Source organism: Pseudomonas zhanjiangensis (assembly GCF_041027545.1).
GTDB classification, from domain to species: Bacteria; Pseudomonadota; Gammaproteobacteria; order Pseudomonadales; family Pseudomonadaceae; genus Aquipseudomonas; species Aquipseudomonas zhanjiangensis.
Genome location: NZ_JBFTEG010000003.1, coordinates 256,528 through 282,368, shown reverse-complemented (window position 1 = coordinate 282,368; position 25,841 = coordinate 256,528). Strand labels below are relative to the sequence as shown.

General features: G+C 66.1%; 23 protein-coding genes. 8 read left to right on the top strand and 15 right to left on the bottom strand.

The annotated features are described in order from the left end of the window. Positions 1-6: 6 nt before the first annotated feature. The 5 genes from bamJ to AB5S05_RS06070 form a co-directional block, all read right to left on the bottom strand. A complete protein-coding gene (gene bamJ, locus AB5S05_RS06090) occupies positions 7-624 on the bottom strand; it encodes a BamJ family beta-barrel-assembly machinery protein (RefSeq protein ID WP_369286601.1) in 618 nt (205 codons plus the stop codon). Between the two features lie 227 nt (positions 625-851). After that, the gene (locus AB5S05_RS06085) at positions 852-1,157 is read right to left on the bottom strand and encodes a DUF6482 family protein (protein WP_369286600.1); all 306 of its coding nucleotides are present in this window, start codon (positions 1,155-1,157) and stop codon (positions 852-854) included. Between the two features lie 136 nt (positions 1,158-1,293). Further along, positions 1,294-1,788: a TIGR00645 family protein gene (locus AB5S05_RS06080; protein WP_369286599.1), complete on the bottom strand. Its 495-nt coding sequence runs from the start codon at positions 1,786-1,788 to the stop codon at positions 1,294-1,296. 205 nt (positions 1,789-1,993) lie between these two features. Continuing rightward, positions 1,994-2,335, bottom strand: coding sequence for a PA4575 family protein (locus AB5S05_RS06075; RefSeq protein ID WP_369286598.1), 342 nt, complete (start codon positions 2,333-2,335; stop codon positions 1,994-1,996). A 194-nt stretch (positions 2,336-2,529) separates the two neighbouring features. After that, positions 2,530-4,989 carry a Lon protease family protein gene (locus AB5S05_RS06070; RefSeq protein WP_369286597.1) on the bottom strand — a complete coding sequence of 820 codons (2,460 nt, stop codon included), beginning with the start codon at positions 4,987-4,989 and terminating at the stop codon, positions 2,530-2,532. A 141-nt stretch (positions 4,990-5,130) separates the two neighbouring features. Between AB5S05_RS06070 and AB5S05_RS06065 the strand changes: the two genes are divergently transcribed. Further along, the gene (locus AB5S05_RS06065) at positions 5,131-6,765 is read left to right on the top strand and encodes a cation:proton antiporter (RefSeq protein ID WP_369286596.1); all 1,635 of its coding nucleotides are present in this window, start codon (positions 5,131-5,133) and stop codon (positions 6,763-6,765) included. A 30-nt stretch (positions 6,766-6,795) separates the two neighbouring features. Here AB5S05_RS06065 and AB5S05_RS06060 read toward each other — a convergent pair whose 3' ends face one another. Beyond that, positions 6,796-7,116 (bottom strand): TraR/DksA family transcriptional regulator, encoded by a 321-nt coding sequence (locus AB5S05_RS06060; protein ID WP_369286595.1) that lies wholly within the window; start codon positions 7,114-7,116, stop codon positions 6,796-6,798. Between the two features lie 270 nt (positions 7,117-7,386). Continuing rightward, positions 7,387-9,054: an energy-dependent translational throttle protein EttA gene (ettA, locus tag AB5S05_RS06055; protein WP_369286594.1), complete on the bottom strand. Its 1,668-nt coding sequence runs from the start codon at positions 9,052-9,054 to the stop codon at positions 7,387-7,389. 314 nt (positions 9,055-9,368) lie between these two features. Between ettA and AB5S05_RS06050 the strand changes: the two genes are divergently transcribed. From AB5S05_RS06050 to AB5S05_RS06040, 3 genes are all read left to right on the top strand, one after another. Next, positions 9,369-13,238: a sensor domain-containing protein gene (locus tag AB5S05_RS06050; RefSeq protein ID WP_369286593.1), complete on the top strand. Its 3,870-nt coding sequence runs from the start codon at positions 9,369-9,371 to the stop codon at positions 13,236-13,238. A gap of 116 nt (positions 13,239-13,354) precedes the next feature. Further along, positions 13,355-14,608, top strand: a complete 1,254-nt coding sequence (gene glyA, locus AB5S05_RS06045; RefSeq protein WP_369286592.1) for a serine hydroxymethyltransferase — start codon at positions 13,355-13,357, stop codon at positions 14,606-14,608. Positions 14,609-14,822: 214 nt separating this feature from the next. Next, positions 14,823-15,194 carry a PilZ domain-containing protein gene (locus AB5S05_RS06040; protein ID WP_369286591.1) on the top strand — a complete coding sequence of 124 codons (372 nt, stop codon included), beginning with the start codon at positions 14,823-14,825 and terminating at the stop codon, positions 15,192-15,194. Positions 15,195-15,261: 67 nt separating this feature from the next. On the opposite strand, the gene radA is transcribed toward AB5S05_RS06040, so the two are convergent. From radA to AB5S05_RS06025, 3 genes are all read right to left on the bottom strand, one after another. Beyond that, on the bottom strand, positions 15,262-16,626 hold the full coding sequence (radA, locus tag AB5S05_RS06035) for a DNA repair protein RadA (protein WP_369286590.1): 1,365 nt from the start codon (positions 16,624-16,626) through the stop codon (positions 15,262-15,264). Between the two features lie 65 nt (positions 16,627-16,691). Then, positions 16,692-16,958 (bottom strand): HP1242/YdcH family protein, encoded by a 267-nt coding sequence (locus tag AB5S05_RS06030; protein ID WP_369286589.1) that lies wholly within the window; start codon positions 16,956-16,958, stop codon positions 16,692-16,694. 75 nt (positions 16,959-17,033) lie between these two features. Next, the gene (locus AB5S05_RS06025) at positions 17,034-17,282 is read right to left on the bottom strand and encodes an HP1242/YdcH family protein (protein WP_369286588.1); all 249 of its coding nucleotides are present in this window, start codon (positions 17,280-17,282) and stop codon (positions 17,034-17,036) included. A 141-nt stretch (positions 17,283-17,423) separates the two neighbouring features. Here AB5S05_RS06025 and AB5S05_RS06020 point away from each other — a divergent pair, with 141 nt between their 5' ends. Together AB5S05_RS06020 and mscL are read left to right on the top strand one after the other, a co-directional pair. After that, positions 17,424-18,170: an EAL domain-containing protein gene (locus AB5S05_RS06020; protein ID WP_369286587.1), complete on the top strand. Its 747-nt coding sequence runs from the start codon at positions 17,424-17,426 to the stop codon at positions 18,168-18,170. Positions 18,171-18,255: 85 nt separating this feature from the next. Continuing rightward, positions 18,256-18,675: a large-conductance mechanosensitive channel protein MscL gene (mscL, locus tag AB5S05_RS06015; protein WP_369286586.1), complete on the top strand. Its 420-nt coding sequence runs from the start codon at positions 18,256-18,258 to the stop codon at positions 18,673-18,675. 56 nt (positions 18,676-18,731) lie between these two features. Here mscL and AB5S05_RS06010 read toward each other — a convergent pair whose 3' ends face one another. After that, positions 18,732-19,508, bottom strand: coding sequence for a ferredoxin--NADP reductase (locus AB5S05_RS06010; RefSeq protein WP_369286585.1), 777 nt, complete (start codon positions 19,506-19,508; stop codon positions 18,732-18,734). A gap of 73 nt (positions 19,509-19,581) precedes the next feature. On the opposite strand from AB5S05_RS06010, the gene AB5S05_RS06005 reads away from it, so the two are divergent. Next, positions 19,582-20,706, top strand: coding sequence for a methyltransferase (locus AB5S05_RS06005; RefSeq protein WP_369286584.1), 1,125 nt, complete (start codon positions 19,582-19,584; stop codon positions 20,704-20,706). A gap of 105 nt (positions 20,707-20,811) precedes the next feature. Here AB5S05_RS06005 and AB5S05_RS06000 read toward each other — a convergent pair whose 3' ends face one another. From AB5S05_RS06000 to AB5S05_RS05990, 3 genes are read right to left on the bottom strand one after another with little or no spacing between them, the layout of a single operon-like run. Further along, on the bottom strand, positions 20,812-20,955 hold the full coding sequence (locus AB5S05_RS06000) for a DUF2474 domain-containing protein (RefSeq protein ID WP_438943551.1): 144 nt from the start codon (positions 20,953-20,955) through the stop codon (positions 20,812-20,814). Positions 20,956-20,965: 10 nt separating this feature from the next. Next, positions 20,966-21,973 carry a cytochrome d ubiquinol oxidase subunit II gene (gene cydB, locus AB5S05_RS05995; RefSeq protein WP_369286582.1) on the bottom strand — a complete coding sequence of 336 codons (1,008 nt, stop codon included), beginning with the start codon at positions 21,971-21,973 and terminating at the stop codon, positions 20,966-20,968. Between the two features lie 2 nt (positions 21,974-21,975). Next, positions 21,976-23,406 (bottom strand): cytochrome ubiquinol oxidase subunit I, encoded by a 1,431-nt coding sequence (locus AB5S05_RS05990; RefSeq protein WP_369286581.1) that lies wholly within the window; start codon positions 23,404-23,406, stop codon positions 21,976-21,978. Between the two features lie 214 nt (positions 23,407-23,620). Here AB5S05_RS05990 and AB5S05_RS05985 point away from each other — a divergent pair, with 214 nt between their 5' ends. After that, entirely contained in the window at positions 23,621-24,871 is a 1,251-nt protein-coding gene (locus AB5S05_RS05985) for an MFS transporter (RefSeq protein ID WP_369286580.1), read from the top strand. Between the two features lie 4 nt (positions 24,872-24,875). Here AB5S05_RS05985 and AB5S05_RS05980 read toward each other — a convergent pair whose 3' ends face one another. Beyond that, positions 24,876-25,751 carry a LysR family transcriptional regulator gene (locus AB5S05_RS05980; protein ID WP_369286579.1) on the bottom strand — a complete coding sequence of 292 codons (876 nt, stop codon included), beginning with the start codon at positions 25,749-25,751 and terminating at the stop codon, positions 24,876-24,878. Positions 25,752-25,841 lie beyond the last annotated feature (90 nt).

Below are 25,841 nucleotides of genomic sequence, written 5' to 3'. Positions count from 1 at the left end.
GGGCGCTTAGAGGATTTCCAGCAACTCGACGTCGAACACCAGCACGCTGTGCGGCGGAATGCTGCCGACGCCCTGCTCGCCGTAGGCTAGCTCGCTCGGCACATAGAGGCGCCATTTGCTGCCGGTCCCCATCAGTTGCAGCGCCTCGGTCCAGCCGGCAATCACTCCGCCCACCGGGAACTCGGCGGGCTGACCACGCTCGTAGGAGCTGTCGAACACGCTGCCGTCGATCAGGGTGCCGTGGTAGTGAGTACGCACGGTATCTTCGCGGGAAGGCTTGGCGCCCTCGCCCGCGGTCAGCACTTCGTACTGCAAACCGGAAGCCAGTACGGTGACGCCCTCACGCTGAGCGTTCTCGGCGAGGAAAGCGCGACCGGCGCCCGCCGCCGCCTCGGCCTTGGCCAGGGCTTCGGCCTGCATCAGGTCACGAATGACCTTGAAGCTGGCCGACAGCTCGGCCTCGCTGACGCGGCTCGGCTGACCGCCGAACGCATCGGACAGGCCGGCCAGGATGGCATCCAGGCTCACGCCCGGCGGCGGATTGTCACGCAGCTGGCCACCCAGCTGACGGCCGATGCCATAGCTGACGCGCGTTTCGTCAGTAGAGAGATTGAGTTCGGACATGACACTGCTCCGCGGGGTTGAAAAAAGGCCGGCCAGACTAGCACAGATGCCCACAGCCCCCTACCCAGGCGTCCAGCGCACGCAGCAACTCGCTCAGAAGGCACCGCTGCCGGCGCCGGAAAGAACAACGCAGACTTTCATCAAGGTGCACACCGAGCGGCACGGGCGACCTTGGCGCTTTGCCAGGGCCGACTCGCAGGGAGGGCTGCCCGGCGATCGCCTGCCGTCTACCAGGCGGAATGAATCGGAATCGGCACCCTTACCGTGTCCTGGGTGCCGTCCTGCATCCCGCACATTTCATCGTGCACCACGGCATGCACCAGATTGAACGGCACGTCCGGCAGATCGTGCAGCAGTTCGCGGGCGTGCTCGACCGAGCGCAAGTGCAAGGTCTCTCCATGCTTGTCGGCCAGCGGGTGGGACTGACCTTCCATACGCACCTCGAGCAGGTAGATGCCGCCCTCGAGGGAAATCAGATTGAGCTCCTCCACCTGCCCGGCGCGGGCATGCAGGGACAGGTCGTGCAGATTCATCAGCTCACCTCCTTGCAATTATTTATACAAAACATATGCAAAGATAATTCTTGTACAGCGCAACAAAAGTACAAGGCAGAAAGCACACCGCCCGTCCGTTGTACAACGGACGGGCGGCTTGGCGCGAACGGGGTGATCAGTGGTCGTGCTTGGTCAGTTTGTCCAGGTAACCCATGGCGAAGGCCGACAAGACGAAGGTCATGTGGATGATCACGTACCACATCAATTTGTTGTCGGGGATATTCTTGGCATCCATGAACACCTTGAGCAGGTGGATCGAAGAGATCGCCACGATCGAGGCGGCCACCTTCATCTTCAGCGAGCCGGAATCCATCTTGCCCAGCCAGTTGAGCTTCTCCTTGCCTTCGTCGATATCCAGTTGGGAAACGAAGTTCTCGTAACCGGAGATCATCACCATCACCAGCAGGCCGCCGACCAGGGCCATATCGATCAACGACAGCAACACCAGGATCAAGTCCGCCTCGGCCAGGGCGAACACGCTGGGCAGGATGTGGAACACCTCCTGAAAGAACTTCAGCGCCAGCGCCAACAGCGCCAGAGACAGGCCGAAGTAGATGGGCGCCAGCAACCAGCGCGACCCGTACATCGCATTTTCGATAAAGCGTTCCATGAATTCTCACAAGTAGGATCAAGACGGCCGCCGAAGTATACCCAGCACGCCTACTCAGACAAGGCCGCCGAAACGCCTTGTTGCAGGGCGGCACTCTATCCCCAGAACCTGTGGATAAACCTGTGGAGAGGCCGAGGATCAATGGGCGCAGAGCCGGCCGCGCCGACGTTGGCGCCGGCTGCTCAACTACCCACCAGCGCGCCGCTCAGTTTTCCGGGCGGAACTGGTAGTTGCCCTGATGGGAACTGCGGGCACCGTTGATTCGACGCAATTCGGCTTGCACGTGCAAACGCCAGATCGGCATTTCGCTGCACTCATCATAACCCTGCACGGCCAGGCTCTCGGCGATACCGCTGAGCACGCCTTCGGCCACCAGAGGCCCGTGAAACGGGCCCTGAGCCTTGATGGCGGAAGGTTGTTCACCGGAGATTCCGGCGGCGCAGATCAGCGTCCAGAGCCCGTTACCGCCGGCAAGCGGCAACACCGTGCATTCGATGCGAGTGACCAGTCCCAGGCATTGACGAGTAAGGCAGAGGCTACGCGGCATGGCGGCGACCCTCACTAGACTGGCCTTCAGCCTACACCCGTAACGCCGCCCAATGGAAGCCGCGGTTATCCCCGCCTTCTGTGGATAACGCTGTGAATTAGGCGTGGGCATACCGCGCCAGCCAGCCCACCACGGCAGTCCCGGTGCCCTGCTCAGTGACTGACCAGCCACCAAGCACGGGGCCCGCCCTCGACTCAAGCCGCCGGCTTCTTCTCACGAGGCTTGCGCTGTTTGACCGGCTCGACGACCAGTTCCTTGATCTGCTCGCCCTTGCCATCATCGGCCAGGTCGATCTCGGCGATTTCGCGCAGGCGCTCGACCACCCGCGCATTGACGCTACCAGCTGGAAACTGGCCTTCGGCGTTCGGCGCTCCGGCATCCTCGCCGACCAGCAGGCTGAGCGCCTCGTCGACCTGGCGCACGGCGTAGATATGGAACTTGCCGGCACGCACGGCCTCCAGCACGCGCTCGTCGAGCATCAGCGTGGTGACGTTGGAGTGCGGAATGATCGCGCCCTGCTCGCCGGTCAGGCCGCGCGCCTCGCACAGGCGGAAGAAGCCCTCGATCTTCTCGTTGACGCCACCGACCGCCTGCACCTCGCCGAACTGGTTGATCGAGCCGGTGATGGCGAAGCACTGCTTGAGCGGCGTGCGCGACAAGGCCGAGATCAGGGTGCAGACCTCGCCCAGCGACGCGCTGTCGCCATCGACGTAGCCGTAGGACTGCTCCAGGGCGATGCTCGCGGAAATCTCCAGGGGGAACTCCTGGGCGTAGCGACTGCCCAGGTAACCGGTGAGGATCATCACCCCCTTGGAGTGGATCGGCTGGCCGAGATTGACTTCGCGCTCGATGTCGACGATGCCGCTGCCACCGGGATAGACGGTCGCGGAGATCCGCGCCGGTACGCCGAAGGCCGAGTCACCGACTTCCAGCACGGTCAGGCCGTTGCACTTGCCCACCGCCGCGCCACTGGTATCGATCAGGATGATGCCGGCCAGCATGTCGTCGATGATCCGTGCTGACACCCGCCCGGTGCGGGTGGCCTTGGCCTTCAATGCCCGCTCGATATGGCCGACGTCGGTCACCTCCTCGCTGGCCAGCTGACGAATGAAATCGGCCTCGCTGACCAGCTGGAAGAGGTCGCCGATGCGCGCCGACAGGCGTCCCTGGTGCTCGGCCAGACGGGCGCTGAAGGTGGCCAGGCGCGCCACCGCAGCGGCGGTCAGGGGCGCCATGCCCTCCTCGGTGGTGCGGGTCTTCATCAACTGGGCGAACTGCTCCAGACTTTCATCGCCCAGAGGGATGTCCTCGTCGAAGTCGACCAGCACGCGAAACATTTCCTGGAAGTCCGGGTCGTGGTCCTGCAGTGCATAGTAGAGCTGGCGCGCGCCGATGATGACCACCTTGACCTGCAGCGGGATGACCTGCGGGTTGAGGGTCACGGTGGCGATGCGGCCCAGCTCGCCGAGCGGCGACTCCATCTTCAGCTGGCGCGAATGCAGGGCGCGCTTGAGCGCCTCCCAGACGAACGGCTCACCGAGCATCTTCTCCGCTTCGAGAATCAGAAAGCCGCCGTTGGCCCGGTGCAACGCGCCCGGGCGCAGTTGCCGGTAGCTGGTGTAGAGCGCGCCCTGGTCGGTGCTGTATTCGATGCGGCCGAACAGGTTGTCATAGGTCGGATGCGGCTCGAAGACCACGGGCGCCCCGCCGTCGACATGATGATCGACCACCAGGCTCGGACTGTACTGCTCCTCCAGCAGCTTGCGGGTCTGGGCGTCGGCCTTCTCGACCTCGACCAGCTGGTCGACCACGGTCTTCAGCAGGTTGACCTGCACCGCCTGCAGATAGGCGCAGACATCGGCGTTCTCGGCATATTTCTCCGACAGCGGGGCCAGCAATGGCTGCAGGGCCACGGTAATGGTTTCTTCATTGAGCTGACGCAGCTGGTTGTTCGACTCGCGCTTCCACTGCGGCAGGCTGGCCAGTTCCTCGTTGAGGCGCTCCTCCAGGGCCGAGATGTCGATATGGAAGCGCTCGCGCTCGGCTTCCGGCAGCTGGGCGAACTCGGCCTCGTCCAGCGCCTTACCCTCGAGCATCGGGGTGAAGGCGATGTTGCTGCTGTCGCGATACAGCGCCACGTTCTTCTCCAGCGCGAGCCGCTCGATCACATCCAGGGCCTGGTCATAGCGCTTGTTGAACGCGCGGTCGATGGCACTCTTCTTCTGCTGGTAGGAGGGGTGTTCGAACACCGCCGGGAAGGTTGCCAGCAGGTTGTCGATCAACTGGTCGATGTCGGCGATGAATTCGCTCGCCGAGCCCGCCGCAAGCTCCACCGCACGCGGTTCGCGCGGCTCGTCGAAGTGGTTAACGTAGACCTGGTCCGGCGGGGTCGCCAGGCGCTTGGCCTCGGCCTTCAGGTAGCGTTTGACGAAGGAGAAGCGCCCGGTGCCAGGCTCGCCCATGACGAAGACGTTATATCCGGGACGCGGCATGGCCACGCCGAACTGCAGCGCCTCGACCGCACGCTCCTGGCCGAGTACGCCGCGGAACGGCTCCAGGTCATCGGTGGTGCTGAAATTGAACTGCTCGGGAGAGAAGGGACGGGTCAGCGCATCGGGCGCCAGCCTCAGGCTGGCAGCAACGGAGTCGGGCATCGGATATCCTTGAACGGAAGGCACAGGCCAGGGAAATCATGGCTGCATCGCGGCGCATCGACAAGCGCAGGCTTGATCGGGTGCAGCGCGCGGCTGGATAAAGGCGACCACATTACCTTGACCCGCGAGGGAAGCAAGCGCATGAGCCTGTTCCAGGAAGTCGCGATCCTGCTTGCCCTGTCCGCCCTGTTCGGCGGCCTGGCGGTCAAGCTGCGCCAGCCGCTGATCATTGCCTATATCCTGGTCGGTATCCTCGCCGGCCCGGCCGTGCTGGGCCTGAGCAGCGATCATGCGCAGCTCGAGCTGCTGGCCGAGATCGGCATCACCGTGCTGCTGTTCGTGGTCGGCCTGAAGCTCGATGCGCGCCTGGTCCGCACCCTTGGTCGGGTCGCCCTGACCGCGGGCCTGGTACAGATCATCTGCACCTTCGCCCTGGGCTACGGCCTGTGCCTGCTGCTCGGCCTGCAGGGACTGGAGGCGATCTATGTGGCCGTCGCCCTGGCATTTTCCAGTACCGTGATCATCGTCAAGCTGCTGTCGGACAAGGGCGAGATCGATTCGCTGCACGGGCGCCTGACCATGGGCATCCTGATCGTTCAGGATATCGCCGTGGTGCTGGCCATGCTGATGCTCAACCTGCTCGCCCCCGGGGTCGCCGCCGACCACGGGCTCAACCTGCTGCGGCTGGCAGGCGTGCTGCTCGGCGGCGGCCTGGCGCTCTATGGCTTGATGCACTTCGCCTTGCCGCGGCTGCTGGGCAGCATGTCCCGTTCGCCCGAGCTGCTGATGCTGTTCGCCGTGGCCTGGGGCACCCTGCTGGCCGGCATCGCCGAATCTCTGGGCCTGTCCAAGGAGCTGGGCGCCTTCCTCGCGGGTTTCTCGCTGGCCTCCACCCCGCTGCGCGAGGCCATCGCCAGCCGCCTGACCAGCCTGCGCGACTTTCTCCTGCTGTTTTTCTTCATCTACCTCGGCATCCAGCTCGACTTCAGCCACATTCAAGGGCAGCTCTGGCAGGCGGCGGTGCTAGCGCTGTTCGTGCTGCTCGGCAAACCCCTGCTGGTGATGCTGATCATGGGCTGGCTGGGATTTCGCAAGCGCACCGGCTTCGTCACCGGCCTGACCCTGGCGCAGCTCAGCGAGTTCTCCATCATCCTGGTCGCCATCGGCCTCAGCCTGCAACAGGTGAGTTCCTCCACCCTGGGCCTGACCATCCTGATCGGGCTGGTCAGCATCACCCTGTCGACCTACATGATTCTCTATGCTCAGACGCTGTTCGGTCACCTGTCGCCCTGGCTGGGGCTGTTCGAGCGACGGGTTGCGCACCGCGAGAGCGCCACCGACCACCCCCCGGATGACGCTCAGCCCGACATCCTCATCTATGGCATGGGCCGCTACGGCCGCGAACTGGCCAGACAGCTCGAAGGCGCGGGGATGCGGGTGCTGGGCATAGACTTCGACCCCGAGGCACTGATCCAGGCGCGCGAGGCCGAACTAGACGTGTGCTACGGCGATGCCGAGGATATCGACTATCTGGCCCGCCTGCCGCTGCGCCGGGCCCGCGCCCTGGTCAGCACCATTCCCCAGCGGGAAACCAATGCCATCCTGCTCAGGGCCCTGCGCACCCTGGATTTCGCCGGCCAGATCAGCCTCAGCGCCTTCCACGACAGCGACGCCGAAGCCTTCCATATCGCCGGCGGGGCCCGGGTGCTCAGGCCCTACACCGATGCCGCCGAATTCGCCGCCCGGCGCCTGCTCGACGACATCAGCAAGGACTGACCCAGCCCCCTCGCGGCGCTCGGTCAACCACTACCGCCGGTCGGCGCAGCGCAGGCAGAACTCCGTGGCCGGCAAGGCTTGCAGGCGCGCAGGCTCAATCGGCTCGCCACAGCGCAGGCAGTCGCCATAGCTACCCTCGGCCAGGCGCAGCTTGGCCAGGCCAACCTGGCGCATGCCGGCCCGCGCCTCGGCCAGCAGGGCCTCGAGCACCTCATCGTTCTGCCGCTGCAGGGCCTGCTCGGCGAAGTCCGGCGAATGGCTGCGGGCCAGGTCCTGGCTGATGGCGTTGGCACGTGCACTGTACTCGGCGAGCAGCGCATCGAGCGCCGCCTGGGGATCGAAGGCAGGCATGGAATCACTCCTCAACTCTGGCTTCCAGATAGACAAGGGTCGGTCACCGCTCACGCCCCTGCACCGCTGCGGACGGAACGCAGGCACGCGGCCAGCTCAGCTCATGGGGGGCGGCCCTGATAATGCTAAGTGTGGACACTGCCACGCCAATTGCACTGACATCGATCAGTGGCGCGGCAAACAAACCGCAGCCATCGGCAGCGCCGCCGGCGGCAGGGGCAAACGAAAACGGAGCCCGCAGGCTCCGTCTTCTTCCTTGGCCGCAGGCGCTTACTGCGCCAGCTTCTTGTGCCGCACCCGGTGCGGCTGGGAGGCGGCGTCGCCAAGACGCTTCTTGCGGTCGGCTTCGTACTCGGTGTAGTTGCCCTCGAAGAACTCGATATGCGAGTCGTCCTCGTAGGCCAGGATGTGGGTGGCCACGCGATCGAGGAACCAGCGATCGTGAGAGATCACGATGGCCGCGCCCGGGAAGTCGAGCAGCGCCTCTTCCAGCGAGCGCAGGGTTTCCACGTCGAGGTCGTTGGACGGCTCGTCGAGCAGCAGCACGTTGGCACCCTCCTTCAGGGTCAGCGCCAAGTGCAGGCGACCACGCTCACCACCGGAGAGGTCCTTGACGTACTTCTGCTGGTCGCCGCCCTTGAAGTTGAAACGGCCGACGTAGGTACGCGAGGGGATCTCGTAGTTGCCGATGCGGATCTGATCGGAACCGTCGGAGATCATCTGGAACACCGACTTGTTGCCGTCGAGGTCGTCGCGGCTCTGGTCGACGCAGGCCAGCTGCACGGTTTCACCGAGCTCGATGCTGCCCGAATCCGGCTGCTCCTTGCCCATCAGCATGCGGAACAGGGTCGACTTGCCGGCGCCGTTGCCGCCGATCACGCCGACGATGGCGCCCTTGGGCATGCTGAATGAAAGGTCGTCGATCAGCACGCGATCGCCGTAGCCCTTGCACACGTTCTTGAACTCGATGACCTTGTCACCCAGGCGCGGACCGGCCGGGATGTAGATCTCGTTGGTTTCGCTGCGCTTCTGGAATTCCTGCGACTGCAGCTCCTCGAAGCGCTGCAGGCGCGCCTTGGACTTGGCCTGGCGGGCCTTGGCGCCCTTGCGCACCCACTCCAGCTCTTCCTTCATGGCCTTTTCATGGGCCGATTGCTGCTTGGACTCCTGGGCCAGACGGGCGGACTTGGCCTCCAGCCAGCCGGAGTAGTTGCCTTCGTAGGGAATACCGGCGCCACGGTCCAGCTCGAGAATCCAGCCGGCGACGTTGTCGAGGAAGTAGCGGTCGTGGGTGATCGCCACCACGGTGCCGGGGAAGTCGTGGAGGAAGTGCTCCAGCCAGGCCACCGAATCGGCGTCCAGGTGGTTGGTCGGCTCGTCCAGCAGCAGCATGTCCGGGGCCGACAGCAGCAGGCGGCACAGCGCCACGCGACGCTTCTCGCCGCCGGACAGGTGCTCGACCTTGGCCTCCCATGGCGGCAGACGCAGGGCATCGGCGGCAACCTCCAACTGACGCTCGAGGTTGTGGCCGTCGGACGCCTGCAGGATCGCCTCCAGTTTGGCCTGCTCGGCGGCCAGCTTGTCGAAGTCGGCATCCGGCTCGGCATAGGCGGCATAGACCTGGTCCAGGCGCGCCTGGGCGTCCTTGATCTGGCTGACGGCCTCCTCGACCACCTCACGCACGGTCTTGCTCGGATCGAGCTGCGGCTCCTGCGGCAGATAGCCGACATTCAGCTCCGGCATCGGCCGTGCTTCGCCGTCGAACTCGGTGTCGACGCCGGCCATGATCCGCAACAGGGTCGACTTGCCCGCGCCGTTGAGGCCGAGCACACCGATCTTGGCGCCGGGGAAGAAGGACAGGGAAATGTTCTTGAGGATTTCCCGCTTCGGCGGCACTACTTTGCTCAGCCGATGCATGGTGTAGACGTATTGAGCCATGGATAACCTGGGTTCCGGGATCGAAAACTGGAGAATGGTCGCGGGCTGTCGGGCAACAGGCAATGCCTGGACGAGCGGCATCCGCCGGGCGAAGTGCGCACCAGCGTGGCGTAGCCGGCGTCGGAGCAATAAACAGCTCCCGCGCGCGTGCGGCAAAACTACCGGAATGCGCGGTGCAGGGCAAACCACGCTCGTCGACAACACTGCTAGTTGGCCAAGGTTGTGGCATGCTAGCCGCCCCGAGCACGAGCGCCCAGGCGCCAACCCTATCGCCCACCCCGCTCGCAGAGCCGTTGCCGTAGGACTTTCCACCCGTGTCAGCAGTTCCCACCACCTCGCCACCGCGCACGCTCGGCAGGCTCCTGGCCTCCTCGCTGCAGGGCTCAAGCAGAGCCGCACTGCTCGCGGTGGCACTGGGCTTGCTGGCACTGCAGCTCTGGCAGTTGCAGTGGGAGGCGCGGCAGCTGCAGGCCAATCAGCGTCAACTCAACCTCGAATTCAACAGCCAGTTGGCCGACCTCCTGGGCCTGGGCATGGAACTCAAGGCCCGCGCCGGACTGAGCCTGCTCAGCCAGGCCGTCCCAGCGCCGCCCAGCGGCGACAGGGGGACGGCCCTGCCCGGCGGCTTGCAGGCGATATTCCCGGGGCTGCAAAGCCTGGCCTGGCTCGACCGCGCTGGCGCCGTGCTCGCCGACAGCCAGCACCAGAGCGACGACAGGCCCTGGCTTGCCGAACTGGTCCGGCGCACCCCGCAGGCGGCCTATCACTATGCCTACAGCGCAGCCAACCAGGACCGCATCTACCTGTTGCTGCGCCAGGCCAAGGATCGCCCCGACAGCGGCTACTGGGTCCTGCGCCTGAGCCCCGACACGTTGCGCGGCTGGCTCCGCGAGCACTACCAGAGCGGCCACCCCTGGCTACTGGAACAGCGCACGACGGGGCAGGTGATCGCCAGGCAGCAGAGCCTTACGCCCGCCCAGGCCGCGTCCGTGCTGCCGGTGACGGCCGAGGAGCTGAGCCAGAGCATTCTGGTTAGCCCGCTGAAGGGCAGCGACTGGCAACTGCGCGCCCTGTTTGACGAGGCCGGCGTGCGCGAGCAGCTGCTCGCCTCCCTGCGCGGCAAGTTCTTGCTGTTCATCCTGTGCAGCCTGCTTGCCGTGCTCGCCTTGTACCGGCTGCTGCGCGGCACCAGCGGCGCGCTGCAGGAAACCCGGCGACGCTACCAGGACATCTTCGAAGGCACCGGCACCGCGCTCTGCGTGCTGGACCTGTCCGGCCTGCCGTCGTTCTTCCAGCAGCGCCAGCTGCATGACCTCGCCGACCTCCAGCGCTGGCTGGACACCCATCCGCTCGAGCATCGCGACCTCCTGCAGCGGATCCGCCTGACCGAAACCAACCAGGTGGCCCTGCACCTGCTCGGCGTCGACTCCCCCGAACAGGGCTGGAAGCACCTGATCGACAGCGGCCCGCTGCAGCCCACGGGCTTTCGCATGCAGCTGCTCGGCACGCTGCTGCAGGGCAGCGGCCAACTGGAGATGGAGCGCCAGATCACCACCGTGCACGGCGAGGAGCGCCACCTGTGGCTGGTGTTGCGCCTGCCCGAGCGCCAGGAAGACCTCAACGCGGTGACCCTGAGCATCAGCGACATCACCAGCCGCAAACACATCGAGCTGTCGCTGATCGAGCGTGAGCGCTTCTGGTCCGAGGTGGTTCGCGCGGTGCCGGACACCCTCTACGTGCATGACATGCAGCACCGGCGCGTGCTGTTCAGCAACCACCACCTGGGCCTGCAGCTGGGCTACGACGCCGCCGAACTCAAGGCCATGGGCGAGCACTTCTGGGAATCCATCCTGCACCCGGACGACGGCGACTACTACTGGCGCATCCGCGGCCTGCAGCAGGTGGTGGGCGACGGCGTGCTGCTCGAATCGGTCCTGCGCTGGCGGCACAAGCAGGGTGGCTGGCGCCGCTTCAGCATCCGCGAACAGGCCCTGGCGCGCGACTCGGACGGCCGCGTCAGCCGCCTGATCGGCGTCGCCAAGGACATCACCGAACAGATCGAGGGCAGCGACTCGCTGCGCGACAGCGAGCAACGCTATCGCCTGCTGGCCGAAAGCATCCGCGACGTCATCTTCTCCACCGATTACAACCTGCAGCTCAACTACGTCAGCCCCTCGGTGGAGCCGGTACTCGGCTATGCGCCGGACTGGGTACTGGTCAATGGCTTCCACAGCCTGGCCACCAACCCCAAGCAGCTGGCCGGCCTGTTCGCCCTGCTCGAACAGGTGCGCGGCGCCCTCGGGGCTCCCCAGCGCCTGCTCGAGCTGCGCGAAAATCTGCCGCCGCAACTGTTCGTCTTCGACTGCCTGCGCGCCGACGGCCGCAAGATCCCGGTGGAGCTGCGCCTGGTGCCGATGTGGGATGAGCACGGCCGCTTCGAGGGCCTGCTCGGCGTCGGTCGCGACATCAGCCAGCAGCGCCGCGCCGACAAGGACCTGCGCATGGCGGCCACCGTCTTCGAGCACTCCACCGCGGCCATCCTGGTCACCGACCCGGCCGGCTATATCGTGCAGATCAACAAGGCCTTCAGCCGGGTCAGCGGCTACAGCTCCGAACAGGTGCTCGACCAGCTGCCGACCATGCTCACCGCCGACCGCCAGCAGGCCAGCCACCTGCAGTACATCCTCGGCCAGCTCAACCAGCGCGGCAGCTGGGAGGGCGAGGTCTGGCTGAAACGCCGCAACGAGGAGAACTTCCCGGCCTGGGTCGGCATCACCGCCGTGCAGGACGACGAAGGCGACCTGGTCAGCTACGTGTGTTTCTTCAGCGACATCAGCGAGCGCAAGGCCAGCGAACAGCGCATCCACCGCCTGGCCTACTACGACGCCCTGACTAACCTGCCCAACCGCACGCTGTTCCAGGACCGCCTGCACACCGCCCTGCAGCACGCCGAGCGGCATCAGGAATGGGTGGTGCTGATGTTCCTCGACCTCGACCGCTTCAAGCCGATCAACGACTCGCTCGGCCATGCCGCCGGCGACCGCATGCTCAAGGAGGTGGCGGTGCGCCTGTCCGCCTGCGTCGACGGCGACGACACCGTGGCGCGCATGGGCGGCGACGAGTTCACCCTGCTCCTGCAATCGTGCGCCAGCCGCGAGGGCGCGCTGAACCGGGCGATCCACGTCGCCGAGCAGATTCTCGCCAGCCTGGTCCGCCCGTTCATCCTCGAGGGCCGCGAGTTCTTCGTCACCGCCAGCATCGGCATCGCCTTGAGCCCCCAGGATGGCAACGAGCTGAGCCAGCTGATGAAGAACGCCGACACGGCGATGTACCACGCCAAGGAACACGGCAAGAACAACTTCCAGTTCTACCAGGCGGAAATGAACGCCAGCGCCCTGGAGCGCCTGGAGCTGGAAAGCGACCTGCGCCACGCCCTCGAGCAGGGCGAGTTCGTGCTGCATTACCAGCCGCAGTTCTCCGGCGACGGTAGACGCCTGACCGGGGTCGAGGCCCTACTGCGCTGGCAGCACCCGCGCCGCGGCCTGGTACCACCGGATGACTTCATCCCGGTGCTGGAGGAGCTCGGCCTGGTGGTCGAAGTCGGCGACTGGGTGCTAGGCGAGGCCTGTCGCCAGTTGAAAACCTGGCACCAGGAGAAGATCCGCGTGCCGAAGATCTCGGTCAACCTCTCGGCCCGCCAGTTCGCCGATGGCGATCTCGACCAGCGTATCGCCTCCATCCTGGCCAGCAGCGGTATTCCTCCGGCCTGCCTGGAGCTGGAGCTGACCGAAAGCATCCTGATGCAGGACGTCGCCAGCGCCATGCGCACCCTGGCCGACCTCAAGCGCCTGGGGCTGTGCATCGCCATCGACGACTTCGGCACCGGCTACAGCTCGCTCAACTACCTCAAGCAGTTCCCCATCGACGTGCTGAAGATCGACCGCAGCTTCGTCGACGGCGTGCCCGAAGGCGAACAGGACACCCAGATCGCCCGCGCCATCATCGCCATGGCCCACAGCCTGAACCTGGCGGTGATCGCCGAAGGCGTGGAAACCCAGGCCCAGCTGGACTTCCTGCGCGAGCACGAGTGCGACGAGGTGCAAGGCTATCTGCTTGGCCGGCCTATGCATGCCGCGCAGTTTTCCGCCCAGTTCAGCGGCGCCGCGCTGTTCATGCTCAGCTAGACGCATGAGCCGGGCTTGTTCGGCGGATGACCGAGCTTCATATGCCTGCCGGCGACGGATGCGCTAGAATCCGCCCCCTCTTTCCACCGCCCAGCCGATTTTCTCAGGGGATTGCCATGTTCAGCCGTGATTTGACCATTGCCCGTTTCGACGCCGACCTGTTTAGCGCCATGGAGCAAGAAGCCCAGCGCCAGGAAGAACACATCGAGCTGATCGCTTCGGAAAACTACACCAGCCCGGCGGTGATGGAAGCCCAGGGTTCGGTGCTGACCAACAAGTACGCCGAAGGCTATCCGGGCAAGCGCTACTACGGTGGCTGCGAGTACGTCGACGTGGTCGAGCAGCTGGCCATCGACCGCGCCAAGGAGCTGTTCGGCGCCGATTACGCCAACGTCCAGCCGCACTCAGGCAGCCAGGCCAACGCCGCCGTGTACATGGCCCTGCTCAATCCGGGCGACACCGTGCTGGGCATGAGCCTGGCCCACGGCGGCCACCTGACCCATGGCGCCAGCGTCAGCTTCTCCGGCAAGATCTACCACGCCGTGCAGTACGGCATCGACGACAACGGCCTGATCGACTACGACGAAGTCGAGCGCCTGGCCGTCGAGCACAAGCCGAAGATGATCATCGCCGGCTTCTCCGCTTACTCCCAGATCCTGGACTTCCCGCGCTTCCGCGCCATCGCCGACAAGGTCGGTGCCTACCTGTTCGTCGACATGGCCCACGTCGCCGGCCTGGTCGCCGCGGGCGTCTACCCGAACCCGGTGCCCTTCGCCGACGTGGTCACCACCACCACCCACAAGACCCTGCGCGGCCCGCGCGGCGGTCTGATCGTCGCGCGCAAGAACGAGGAACTGGAGAAGAAGCTCAACTCCGCGGTCTTCCCGGGTGGCCAGGGTGGCCCGCTGGAGCACGTGATCGCGGCCAAGGCGGTGTGCTTCAAGGAAGCCCTGCAGCCCGAGTTCAAGGCCTACCAGCAGCAGGTGGTGAAGAATGCCCAGGCCATGGCCAGCGTGTTCATCGACAACGGCTACGACGTGGTCTCCGGCGGCACCGAGAACCACCTGTTCCTGCTCAGCCTGATCAAGCAGGAAATCACCGGCAAAGACGCCGACGCCGCCCTGGGTCGCGCCTTTATCACCGTGAACAAGAACAGCGTGCCCAACGATCCACGCTCGCCGTTCGTTACCTCCGGCCTGCGCATCGGCACCCCGGCGGTGACCACCCGCGGCTTCCAGGAAGCCGAGTGCCGCCAACTGGCCGGCTGGATCTGCGAGATCCTGGCCAACCTGGGCGACGAGGCCGTGGAAGCCCGCGTATGCGAGCAGGTCAAGGCACTGTGCGCCAAGTTCCCGGTATACGGTCGCTAAGCCACCCAGCCGTGCAACGAAGCCCGCCGCTTGGCGGGCTTTTTGTTTTCCGACTGCCGTCAGCCGCGCTGCGCCTGAGCAGGCCACGCAGGCGATGCCAATGGACGACGATTCGGGTTAACCTGCGCCACCAGCCTCGCCATTATCCCGCTGCGGACAAAACGGCGAGGTCCTCTTGGCTATAGTGGATAAAACCGCGCAGGAGTTCTTCCGCATGACCGAACCCGCCAACGATCGGCGACGCTTCAGCCGCATTGCCTTCGATGCGCCGACCGCTATCGTCCAGGGCGGCCGCCGCTGGCCGACCGAGCTGCACGATGTCTCGCTCAAGGGCCTGCTGGTCCACCGCCCGGCGGACTGGAACGGCGACCCACAGCAGCCCTTCGAGGCCATCATCGAACTGGCCGACGACGCCTGCGTACGCATGGAGGTGGTCCAGGCGCGCAGCCAGGACGACCTGCTCGGCTTCGCCTGCCAGCATATCGACCTCGACTCGATCAGCCATCTGCGCCGCCTGGTCGAACTCAACCTGGGCGACGAAGCGCTGCTGGAGCGCGAGCTGGCCGCGCTCGGCGAAGCCGACTGAGCCCATCCCTGCCAAGAAAAAAGGGCGCCCGAGGGCGCCCTTTTTCGTGCTCAAGGCGCCGACCTGACTAGTCGAACAGCGCATCCAGCGCCTGCTCCAGGCGGGTCACGGCGATCACCTGCAGTCCCGCCGGCGCCTCCTTGGGCGCATTGCCCCTGGGCACGATGGCGCGCCTGAAACCGTGTTTGGCCGCCTCCTTCAGGCGCTCCTGGCCACTCGGCACCGGGCGGATCTCGCCAGACAGGCCGACCTCGCCGAACACCAGCAGGTCGTTGGCCAGCGGCCGGTTGCGCAGACTGGAGATCACCGCCGCCATCAGCGCCAGGTCGGAGGCGGTTTCCAGCACCTTGACCCCGCCGACCACGTTGAGGAACACGTCCTGGTCATAGGTGGGGATGCCGCCGTGGCGGTGCAGGACGGCCAGCAGCATGGCCAGGCGGTTCTGGTCCAGGCCCAGGGTGACGCGGCGCGGATTGCCCAGGTGGCTGGTGTCGACCAGCGCCTGCACCTCCACCAGCATCGGCCGGGTGCCTTCCCAGGTGGCCATGACCACGCTGCCCGGCACCTCCTCCTGGGCGCGGGTGAGGAAGATCGCCGAGGGGTTGGTGACTTCCTTGAGCCCCTTGTCGGTCATGCCGAACACGCCCAGTTCGTTGATCGCGCCGAAGCGGTTCTTCACCGCGCGCAGCAGGCGCAGACGGCCATCGGACTCGCCCTCGAAATACAGCACGGTGTCGACCATGTGCTCGAGCACCCGTGGCCCGGCCAGGGCGCCTTCCTTGGTCACATGGCCGACCAGGAAGATCGCCGTGCCGCTCTGCTTGGCGAAGCGCACCAGCAGCGCCGCACTCTCGCGCACCTGGGCCACGCCACCGGGGGCCGACTGCAATTGCTCGGTGAAGATGGTCTGGATCGAGTCGATCACCATCACCTTGGGCTTTTCCAGCCGCGCGGTGGCGATGATCGCCTCGATATTGGTCTCGGTCATGACCTTCAGGCGGTCTTCCGGCAGGCCCAGGCGACGGGCGCGCATGGCCACCTGCTGCTGCGATTCCTCGCCGGTGACGTACAGCGCCGGAAAGCGCGTGGCGATGTTGCACAGGGTCTGCAGCAGGATGGTCGACTTGCCGATGCCCGGATCGCCGCCAATCAGCACCACCGAGCCATCGACCAGGCCGCCGCCGAGGACCCGGTCCAGTTCGCCCGAGGCGGTGGAGAAGCGTGGCATTTCCTCGACGCTGACCTCGGCCAGGGTCTTGATCTGCGCCTGCTGGCCGGCCCAGCCGGTGCGACCGCTGGGCGTGCTCGCATTGGCTTCGAGCAGGGTCTCGACCAGGGTGTTCCAGGCGCCGCATTCGCCGCACTGGCCGGCCCATTTGGGAAAGGTGGCGCCGCACTCGGTGCAGCCGTACATGCGCTTGGCCTTGGCCATCGAGCGGACTCCGTCAGACGAAAGCCCGCATCATAGCCTTTTCGCTCAGTTCTTCGGCGGCCGAATCAGCCCTGGCAGCATCCACAGCAGGTGGTTGCCGGCTTTAGCCTGCTGGCCACCCGATCCTTGAGTTCGACGCGCTGCTGCTTCAGGGCGCTCAGGGCATCGTCGGCCAGCACCTCGACGCCGTCCTCCACCCGGCAGATGCGCTTGTCGAGCGCCTCGTATTCCTCGGCCAGGCGCGCGAACGCCGGATCGGATTGACGCAGGGCATGCAGCTCGGCACGCAGTTCGGGGAAGTCATGGACCAAGGGGTGGTGTTCGATATGCATGCTGGCACTCCTGTTCAAGAATGCCCGCAGCTTAGGCCGGCGACGACAAGGCGCCCTTGATCCGGGTCAACCGAATCAACTCTTGGCCTGGTTGCTGAGCAGCTCCGCAATCTCGTCCTTGAGGGTCACCCGCTGCATCTTCAGCCCCTGCAGCACCATCTCGTCCATGGCGACTCGACCGTCCTCGGCCTCGTAGATGCGCTTGTCCAGCTCCTGATACTCCTCGGCCATCCGGGCGAAGTGGCTGTCGGCCTGGAGCAAGGCCCGTAGCTGGTCTTCATACTGCGGGAACTCACGGCTGAGCGGATGATATTGCAATGGCATGGCGACGCCCTCCGAAGGTATGTATCAGACTAGTTCAGCCCGATGCTTCACACCGAAATCCTAGACTACTGGCGAACTTGCAGGGCGCGCGCGAGGTTTTTTGCTTAGCATGGCTGGCAGGACCCACACGAGATAATGCGCATGAATACATCTTCGGGCTGCTCCGCCTGCCTGACTGGGGAAAAGCTGGAGTTCCCCATCACCATGGCGTTCCAGCCGATTCTCGACCTGGCCAAACAGGAAGTATTCGCCCACGAGGCCTTGGTGCGGGGCGCCACGGGCGAGTCGGCCGGCAGCCTGCTGGCCCGGGTCAATGCCGACAACCGCTATGCCTTCGACCAGAGCTGTCGGATCAAGGCAGTGGAATGGGCGGCAAAGCTGAGCGTGCCGGCCATGGTTTCGATCAACTTCATGCCGAACGCCGTGTACCGCGCGGAAACCTGTATCCGCGCCACCCTGGAGGCGGCACGACGCTGCAATTTCCCCCTCGAACGGATCATCTTCGAGGTCACCGAGCAGGAGCAGGTGCTGGATATCGGCCACCTCACCACCATTCTCAGGGCCTACCGCAAGCAGGGGTTCATGACTGCCATCGACGACTTCGGCGCTGGCTACGCCGGCCTCAACCTGCTGGCCGACTTTCAGCCCGACCTGATCAAACTGGACATGGCACTGATCCGCGGCATCGACCAAGACAATGTGCGGCAGGTCCTGGTCGAGGCAACCCTGCAGATGTGCCGCAAGCTGAATATCCGGGTGATCGCCGAAGGCATCGAGACCACTGGCGAGCTCGAAGTGCTGCGCGGCCTGGGGGTGGAACTGTTTCAGGGTTACCTGTTCGCCAAGCCGGGTTTCGAGACCCTTCCCGAGATACGCTTTCCCTACTGAGGTTCCAAGCTCTCCGAGCGCACGCCTGGCAAGTTCGACGCACTGCATTACACTCTGCAGACCTTCTAGTTCAGGGAGTGATTGCATGGGCGTCTTCAGCGAATTCAAGGCCTTCGCCGTCAAGGGCAACGTGGTCGACATGGCCGTGGGCATCATCATCGGCGCCGCCTTCGGCAAGATCGTCTCGTCCTTCGTCGGCGATCTGGTGATGCCGCCGCTGGGCCTGCTGATCGGCGGGGTCGACTTCTCCGACCTGGCCATCGTGCTCAAGGCCGCCGAAGGCGATGCACCGGCGGTGACCCTGGCCTACGGCAAGTTCATCCAGACCCTCATCGACTTCACCATCGTCGCCTTTGCCATCTTCATGGCCGTCAAGCTGATCAACCGGCTCAAGCGCGAGGAGGCGCAGGCGCCGGCGCCAGCCGCACCGCCGGCGCCGACCAGGGAAGAAGAACTGCTCGGCGAGATCCGCGACCTGCTCAAGGCCCGGCAGGACCAGGGCTGAGCGATCGGCTGCAGCAGAGATGGCGCTGCCAGGCGCCATTGGCAGCGCCATCCTACTTACCAGTAGTTCTCCACCGCCACCTGCCCCGGCCGGCGGGTCAGGCTCAATTGCAGGCCGCGCTGTTTGAGCAGCGCACGGGTGTCGTCGATCATCTGCGGATTGCCGCAGAGCATCAGCCGCGAGTGCTCGGGACTCAGGCACAGCCCGGCAGCCCCCTCCAGCTCGCCACTGGTCAACAGGCTGGTGATACGGCCGTGCAGGCAACCCGGCGCTTGCTCGCGGGTGACCAGCGGCAGGTAGGTCAGCCGGTCGGCATAGTCGGCCAGATGCTCCAGGCTGGCAAAGCCATGAATCATCGTCTGGTAGGCCAGATCGGCGGCCGTGCGGGCGCTGTAGACCAGCACGATGCGCTCGAAGCGCTGCCAGGCCTCGAAGTCCTGGAGGATCGACAGGAAGGGCGCCAGGCCGGTGCCGCTGGCCAGCAGCCAGAGGTCGCGGCCGTCGGCGAAGCGGTCGAGGGTGAGAAAGCCGAATGCCTGCTTGTCCACCAGCAGCTGGTCGCCGGCCTTGAGCCGGCTCAGTTCGGAGGTGAACTCGCCACCCGGCACGACGATGGAAAAGAACTCGAGAAAATCGTCGTGCGGCGCCGAGACCATCGAATAGGCGCGCCAGACCAGCGAACCATCGGCCTTCTGCACACCGAGTCGGGCGAACTGCCCGGCGCGAAAGCGAAAGCCCGGATCGCGCGAACAGCGCAGGCTGAACAGGCTCGGCGACCAGACGCGCACATCGCTCAGGGTCTGGCGGGTGAACTTCTCTTCGCTGACGGTCATACTTCGCTCCCATCGCTTGCCGGCTCACTAGCAGTGTCGCGCAATCCGTCCCCGACAAACACCAGCAGTCTATATGCCTATATTCGTTACGCCCTTTGCCCAGCTCGACCTGATCCGCCAACCCGAACAGCAGGCCGAGCCGCTGCAGGCCTTCGACGCGGCCGACGAGTATCTGCTCGCGCACCTGCACGAGCAGGGCCTGGCGAGCTCCGAGCGGGTGTTGGTGCTCAACGACAGTTTTGGCGCCCTGGCCGCCAGCCTGGCCGGCCACGCCCGGGTCACAAGCAGCGGCGACTCGCACCTGGGCCACCTCGGCCTGGAGGTCAATCTGGCGCGCAACCACCTGGCCGCCGAGTCGGTGCGCTTTGTCCCGGCCAGCGAGACGCCAGTGGGTCCCTTCGACTGGGTGCTGATCCGCATCCCCAAGACCCTGGCCCTGCTGGAGGAACAGCTGATCCGCCTGCACGGCCAGCTGGCGCCGGGCGCCCGGGTAGTCGCGGCGGCCATGGTCAAGCATCTGCCGCGCGCCGCCGGCGACCTGCTGGAGCAATACATCGGCCCGGTGCAGGCCTCGCTGGCGGTGAAGAAGGCCCGCCTGCTGCTGGCCACGCCCGAGCAGAAGGCCGCGCCCGCCTCGCCCTACCCGAGTCGCTACCGCCTGGAGCAACCGCCGCTGGAGCTGGTCAACCACGCCAATGTGTTCTGCCGCGAAGGCCTGGACATCGGCACCCGCGCCTTCCTGCCGCACCTACCCAAACACTTGGGGCGGATTCGCGTGGCCGACCTCGGCTGCGGCAACGGCGTGCTCGGCATCGCCTATGCGCTGGGCAGCCCGCTGGCCGAACTGACCCTGGTGGACGAATCCTATATGGCGGTGCAGTCGGCCCGGGAGAACTGGCGAGCGGCCCTCGGCGAGCGCCCGGTGGATATCCGCGCCGGCGACGGTCTGGCCGAGCAGCCGGCCGACTCGCTGGATCTGGTGCTGTGCAATCCGCCGTTCCACCAGCAGCAGGTGGTCGGCGACTTCCTCGCCTGGCGCATGTTCCAGCAGGCCCGCACGGCCTTGGTCAAGGGCGGCGAGCTGTGGATAGTCGGCAACCGCCACCTGGGCTATCACGCCAAGCTCAAACGCCTGTTCCGCGGCGTTGAACAGGTGGCGGCCACGCCCAAGTTCGTGGTGCTCAAGGCAATCAAGTAGCGCCGTGGCACACGGGGGGACCGTAGGGTGGATGGCCACCCCGTGAATGGCCGCGCGGCATTTTCCTCCGAGCGGGGCCGGCGGATGTAAAAGGCGACATCCACCCTACGGCGTGCTCAGGCCGGCGGCGCTCATAAACAGGCGCAGCGACCCGGCCACCAGACCGAGAGCCAGCACGCTGGCGGCCCAGATCAGCGCCAGCCAGCCCAGGCGCTGCCACAGCGGTTTCTTCCCGACCGTCTCGCACATGGTCCTGCCCTCAGTGATAGCCATCTTCCACCCGCACCTTGCCGCGGAACACGTAGTAGCTCCAGGCGGTGTACATCAGGATGAAGGGGATGATGAACAGCGCGCCGACCAGGATGAAGCCCTGGCTCTGCGGCGGCGCGGCCGCGTCCCAAATGCTCACCGCCGGCGGGACGATGTGCGGCCAGAGGCTTATCCCTAAGCCGCTGTAACCGAGGAAGATCAGGGTCAGGGTGAGCAGGAAGGGCGAATAGTGGGCGTTGCTCGCCACCGCCCGCAGCAGCGCCCAGGTACAGACCAGAACCAGCACGGGCACCGGCATAAACCAGAACAGGTTGGGCAGGCTGAACCAGCGTTGTGCAATTTCTGCATGGGCCAGCGGCGTCCACAGGCTGACCACCCCGGTCACCGCCAGCAGGACGAACACCAGGGGACGGGCCAGGTCGTGCATCTGCTGCTGCAGGCGGCCTTCGGTCTTCATGATCAGCCAGGTGCAGCCGAGCAAGGCGTAGGCGGCGATCAGCGCAGCGCCGCAGAACAGCGAGAAGGGCGTCAGCCAGTCCAGCGGCCCGCCGGCGTAGGTGCGGTTCACCACCTCGAAGCCATCGATATAGGCCCCCAGGGCCACGCCCTGGAAGAAGGTGGCGGTCAACGAACCGCCGATAAAGGCCTTGTCCCAGATGTGCCGCTTGGCCGCCTTGGCCTTGAAACGGAACTCGAAGGCCACGCCGCGGAAGATCAGCCCCAGCAGCATCAGGATCAGCGGCAGGTAGAGGGCATCGAGGACCACCGCGTAGGCCAGCGGGAAGGCGCCGAACAGCGCGGCGCCGCCGAGCACCAGCCAGGTCTCGTTGCCGTCCCACACCGGCGCCACCGTGTTCATCATCACGTCGCGCTCGCCCTCGGCCTTGACCAGCGGAAAGAGAATGCCGATGCCCAGGTCGAAGCCGTCCATGACCACATACATCATCACCCCGAAGGCGATGATCACCGCCCAGATCAGCGAAAGATCGATACCCATGCTCAGCTCCTCTCGACCTGCAGGTCGTCTTGATCCTCATCCTCGGCCGCCGACAGCGGCCGCGACGGCGTGTGCTGCTGGCCGGGGCCGCCGGCGACCACGTCCTCGCCCTCGCCGGTGACCGGGCCCTTGCGCACCAGGCGCATCATGTAGCCGAAGCCGACGCCGAACAGCGAGAAGTACACCAGCACGAACAGCGCCAGGGTCAGGCTCATCTGTGCCAGGCCATGGCCGGAGGCGGCGTCGGCAGTGCGCATCAGCCCATACACCACCCAGGGCTGGCGGCCGACCTCGGTGGTGAACCAGCCGGCGAGGATGGCGATCAGCCCGGACGGCCCCATCCACACCACCAGATGGAGGAACGCCCGGCTGCGGAACAGCCCGCCGTGGCGGCGCAGCCACAGGCTCCAGAGGCCGGTGGCGATCATCAGCAGCCCCAGGCCGACCATCACCCGGAAGGTCCAGAACACCAGGGTCGAGTTGGGCCGGTCCTCGGGCGCGAATTCCTTGAGCGCCGGCACCTGCTTATCCAGGCTGTGGGTCAGGATCAGGCTGCCCAGCGCCGGAATCTCCAGCTTGAAGCGGGTCTCCTCACGCGCCATGTCCGGCCAGCCGAACAGGATCAGCGGGGTCGGCTCGCCGCTGCCGTTGTCCCAGTGGCCTTCCATGGCGGCGATCTTCGCCGGCTGGTAGTTCAGGGTATTGAGGCCGTGCAGGTCGCCGATGAAGGCCTGCACCGGCGCGACTATCAGGGCCATCCACATGGCCATCGACAGCATCTTGCGGATCGCCGGGTTGTCGCGCCCACGCAACAGGTGCCAGGCCGCCGAGGCGCCGACGAAGAAGGCGGTGGCGAGGAAGGCGGCGGTGGCCATGTGCAGCAAGCGGTAGGGGAAGGAGGGGTTGAAGATCACCGCCAGCCAGTCCACCGGGATCACCCGGCCGTCGACGATCTCGAAGCCCTGGGGGGTGTGCATCCAGCTGTTGGAGGCGAGGATCCAGAAGGTCGAGATCAGGGTGCCGATCGCCACCATCAGCGTGGAGAAGAAGTGCAGGCCCGGGCCGACGCGATTCCAGCCGAACAGCATGACACCGAGAAAGCCCGCCTCGAGGAAGAACGCGGTGAGCACCTCGTAGGTCAGCAAGGGTCCGGTGACCGCCCCGGCGAAGTCGGAGAAGGCGCTCCAGTTGGTGCCGAACTGATAGGCCATGACCAGGCCGGAGACCACGCCCATGCCGAAGTTGACCGCGAAGATCTTCGACCAGAAGTGATAGAGGTCGCGGTAGACCTCCTCGCCGCTCTTCAGCCACAGGCCTTCGAGCACGGCCAGGTAGCTGGCCAGACCGATGGTGATGGCCGGGAAGAGGATATGGAAGGATACGGTGAAGGCGAACTGGATACGCGCCAGGTCGAGCGCCTCTAAGCCAAACATGCAACATCCTCGCGCGGGTTGCCGGGGCCGGAGCGGCGCTACCGTTCGTCTGCAGCAGACAAACCCGGCAGCCGCCTTGATCCGGATCAATAAACGCCTACAGCCTAACGCCGCGCCCTGCGCCCACCGCTGTGGTTATTTGTCGCGCGCCCCCTTGCCGGCCCCGCCAGGCATGCTAGGCTGGCAGCCATTCAGTAGCTCGCTAACTAAATCCATGTCGACCCACGGCACCCTGCTGCTGCGCCACCAGCGCCCCTTCATCGCCTTCTGGCTGGCCCGGGTGTGCACCGCCAGCGGCTTTCAGATGCTCACCGTGGCCATCGGCTGGCACCTCTACCAGCTGACCGGCGACGTGCTCGACCTGGGCCTGGTCGGCCTGGTCGAATTCGCCCCGCGGGTGCTGTTCATGCTGCACACCGGGCATGTCGCCGACCGCTACGACCGCCGACGGGTCGCCGCCCTGTGCCAGGCCGGGCAGATGCTGATCGCCCTGGCCCTGGTGTTGGGCAGCGGCAGCGGCGAGGTAAGCCGCGAGATGATCTTCGTCCTGGCCTTCCTCCTGGGCAGCACCCGCGCCTTCGAGATGCCGGCGACCCAGGCACTGCTGCCCAGCCTGGTGCCGGTGGCGCTGTTTCCCGCGGCGGTGGCCGCCTCGTCCTCGGCCATGCAGACCGCCACCATCGCCGCGCCGGCCCTCGGCGGCCTGCTCTTCGCCTTCGGCAGCGTCTGGGTCTACGCCCCAACCGCCCTGCTCTACGGCCTGGCCTGCGCCCTGATGCTGAGCCTGCCGGCGCGCCAGGAGCCGCTGCGCAAGGAGCGCGCCACGCTCGAGTCGCTGCTCGCCGGGATCCGCTACATCCGCAGCCGGCGCGACATCTTCGGCGCCATCTCGCTGGACCTGTTCGCCGTGCTGCTCGGCGGCGCCACCGCCCTGCTGCCGGTGTTCGCCAGGGACATCCTGCTCACCGGCCCCTGGGGCCTGGGCCTGCTACGCTCGGCGCCGGCGGTCGGCGCCCTGCTGATGTCGTTCTGGCTGGCGCGCTTCCCCCTCGAGCGCAACGTCGGCAGGATCATGTTCAGCGCGGTGGCGGTGTTCGGCGTGGCGACCATCGCCTTCGGCCTGTCCACCAGCTTCTGGTTCAGCCTGCTGACGCTGGTGGTGCTGGGCGCGGCGGACATGATCAGCATGGTGATCCGCGGCGCCTTCGTCCAACTGCAGACGCCGGACGCCATGCGCGGCCGGGTCAGCGCGGTCAACGGCCTGTTCATCGGCGCCTCCAACCAGCTCGGCGAGTTCGAGTCGGGCCTCACCGCCCACTGGTTCGGCACGGTGCCGGCGGTGGTCCTCGGCGGAGTCGGCACCCTGCTGGTCACCGGCGCCTGGATCAGGCTGTTCCCGACCCTGGCCCGGCGCGACCGGCTGCAGGAGGCGGACGAGGCGACCCCGCTGGCGCGCCAGCCGTGAGCTTTCAGTGCTGCAGGCGCGGGTCGACGCTCAGCCGCCGATAGAGAAACTCGCCGAGCGCACGCACCCGCGCCACCGCGCGCAGATCGGGATGGGTCAGCACCCAGACCTGGGTATCCAGCGCCGGGTCGGCATCGGCCAGGCGCACCAGCTCGGCATGGGCGTCGGCCAGCGGGCAGAGCAGCAGGCCGACGCCCATGCCCAGGCGCACGCACTCGACCATCCCCACCAGGCTGTCGCTGCGCGCCACCACCTGCGCCTCCGCCACCCGTGCCCGCAGCCAGGCCGCCTGCTCCAGATGGGCCAGACTGTCGTCGAGGCCGACCCACTGGTGTTGCTCCAGCGGCAGCGACTGCGGGTGCCTGGCCAGGTAGGCCGGCGAGGCATAGAGCGCGGTCTGGATGCGCCCCACGCAACGGCCAAGCAGGTTCTCCGGCGGCTGGTTGGTGCCGCGCACCGCCATGTCGGCCTCGCGCTGGGTCAGGCTGAGCATGCTGTTGTTGGTCACCAGCTGCAGCTGCACGCCCGGGTGAGCCTGGCGGAACTCGGCCAGCAGCGGCGTCAGCAGGCTGGCGAACAGGGTGTCGGTGGAGGTCAGGCGAATGCTGCCGCGAATCTGCAGGTCCTGGCCCAGCAGCTGGCGTCCGGCCCGCTCGATCTGCTCGCCCACCCCGCCCAGCTGGCCGGCCAGCGCCTCGCCCGCCGAGGTCAATTGGTAGCCGCCGGGCAGGCGCTGGAACAGCGCCACGCCGAACTGCTGCTCCAGCCGCTGCAGGCGGCGCAATACGGTGCTGTGATTGACCCGCAAGGCGCGCGCCGCCTGGCTGATCGAGCCGCCCTGGGCAACGGCGAGGAAGTACTGCAGGTCGCTCCAGTCCATCAATGCAAATCCGCATAGACAATGTGCAGATATTGGGAATTTATCCGCGTATTTGCAAGGCATAGCCTGGGTAACGCCATCGCGGCCAAC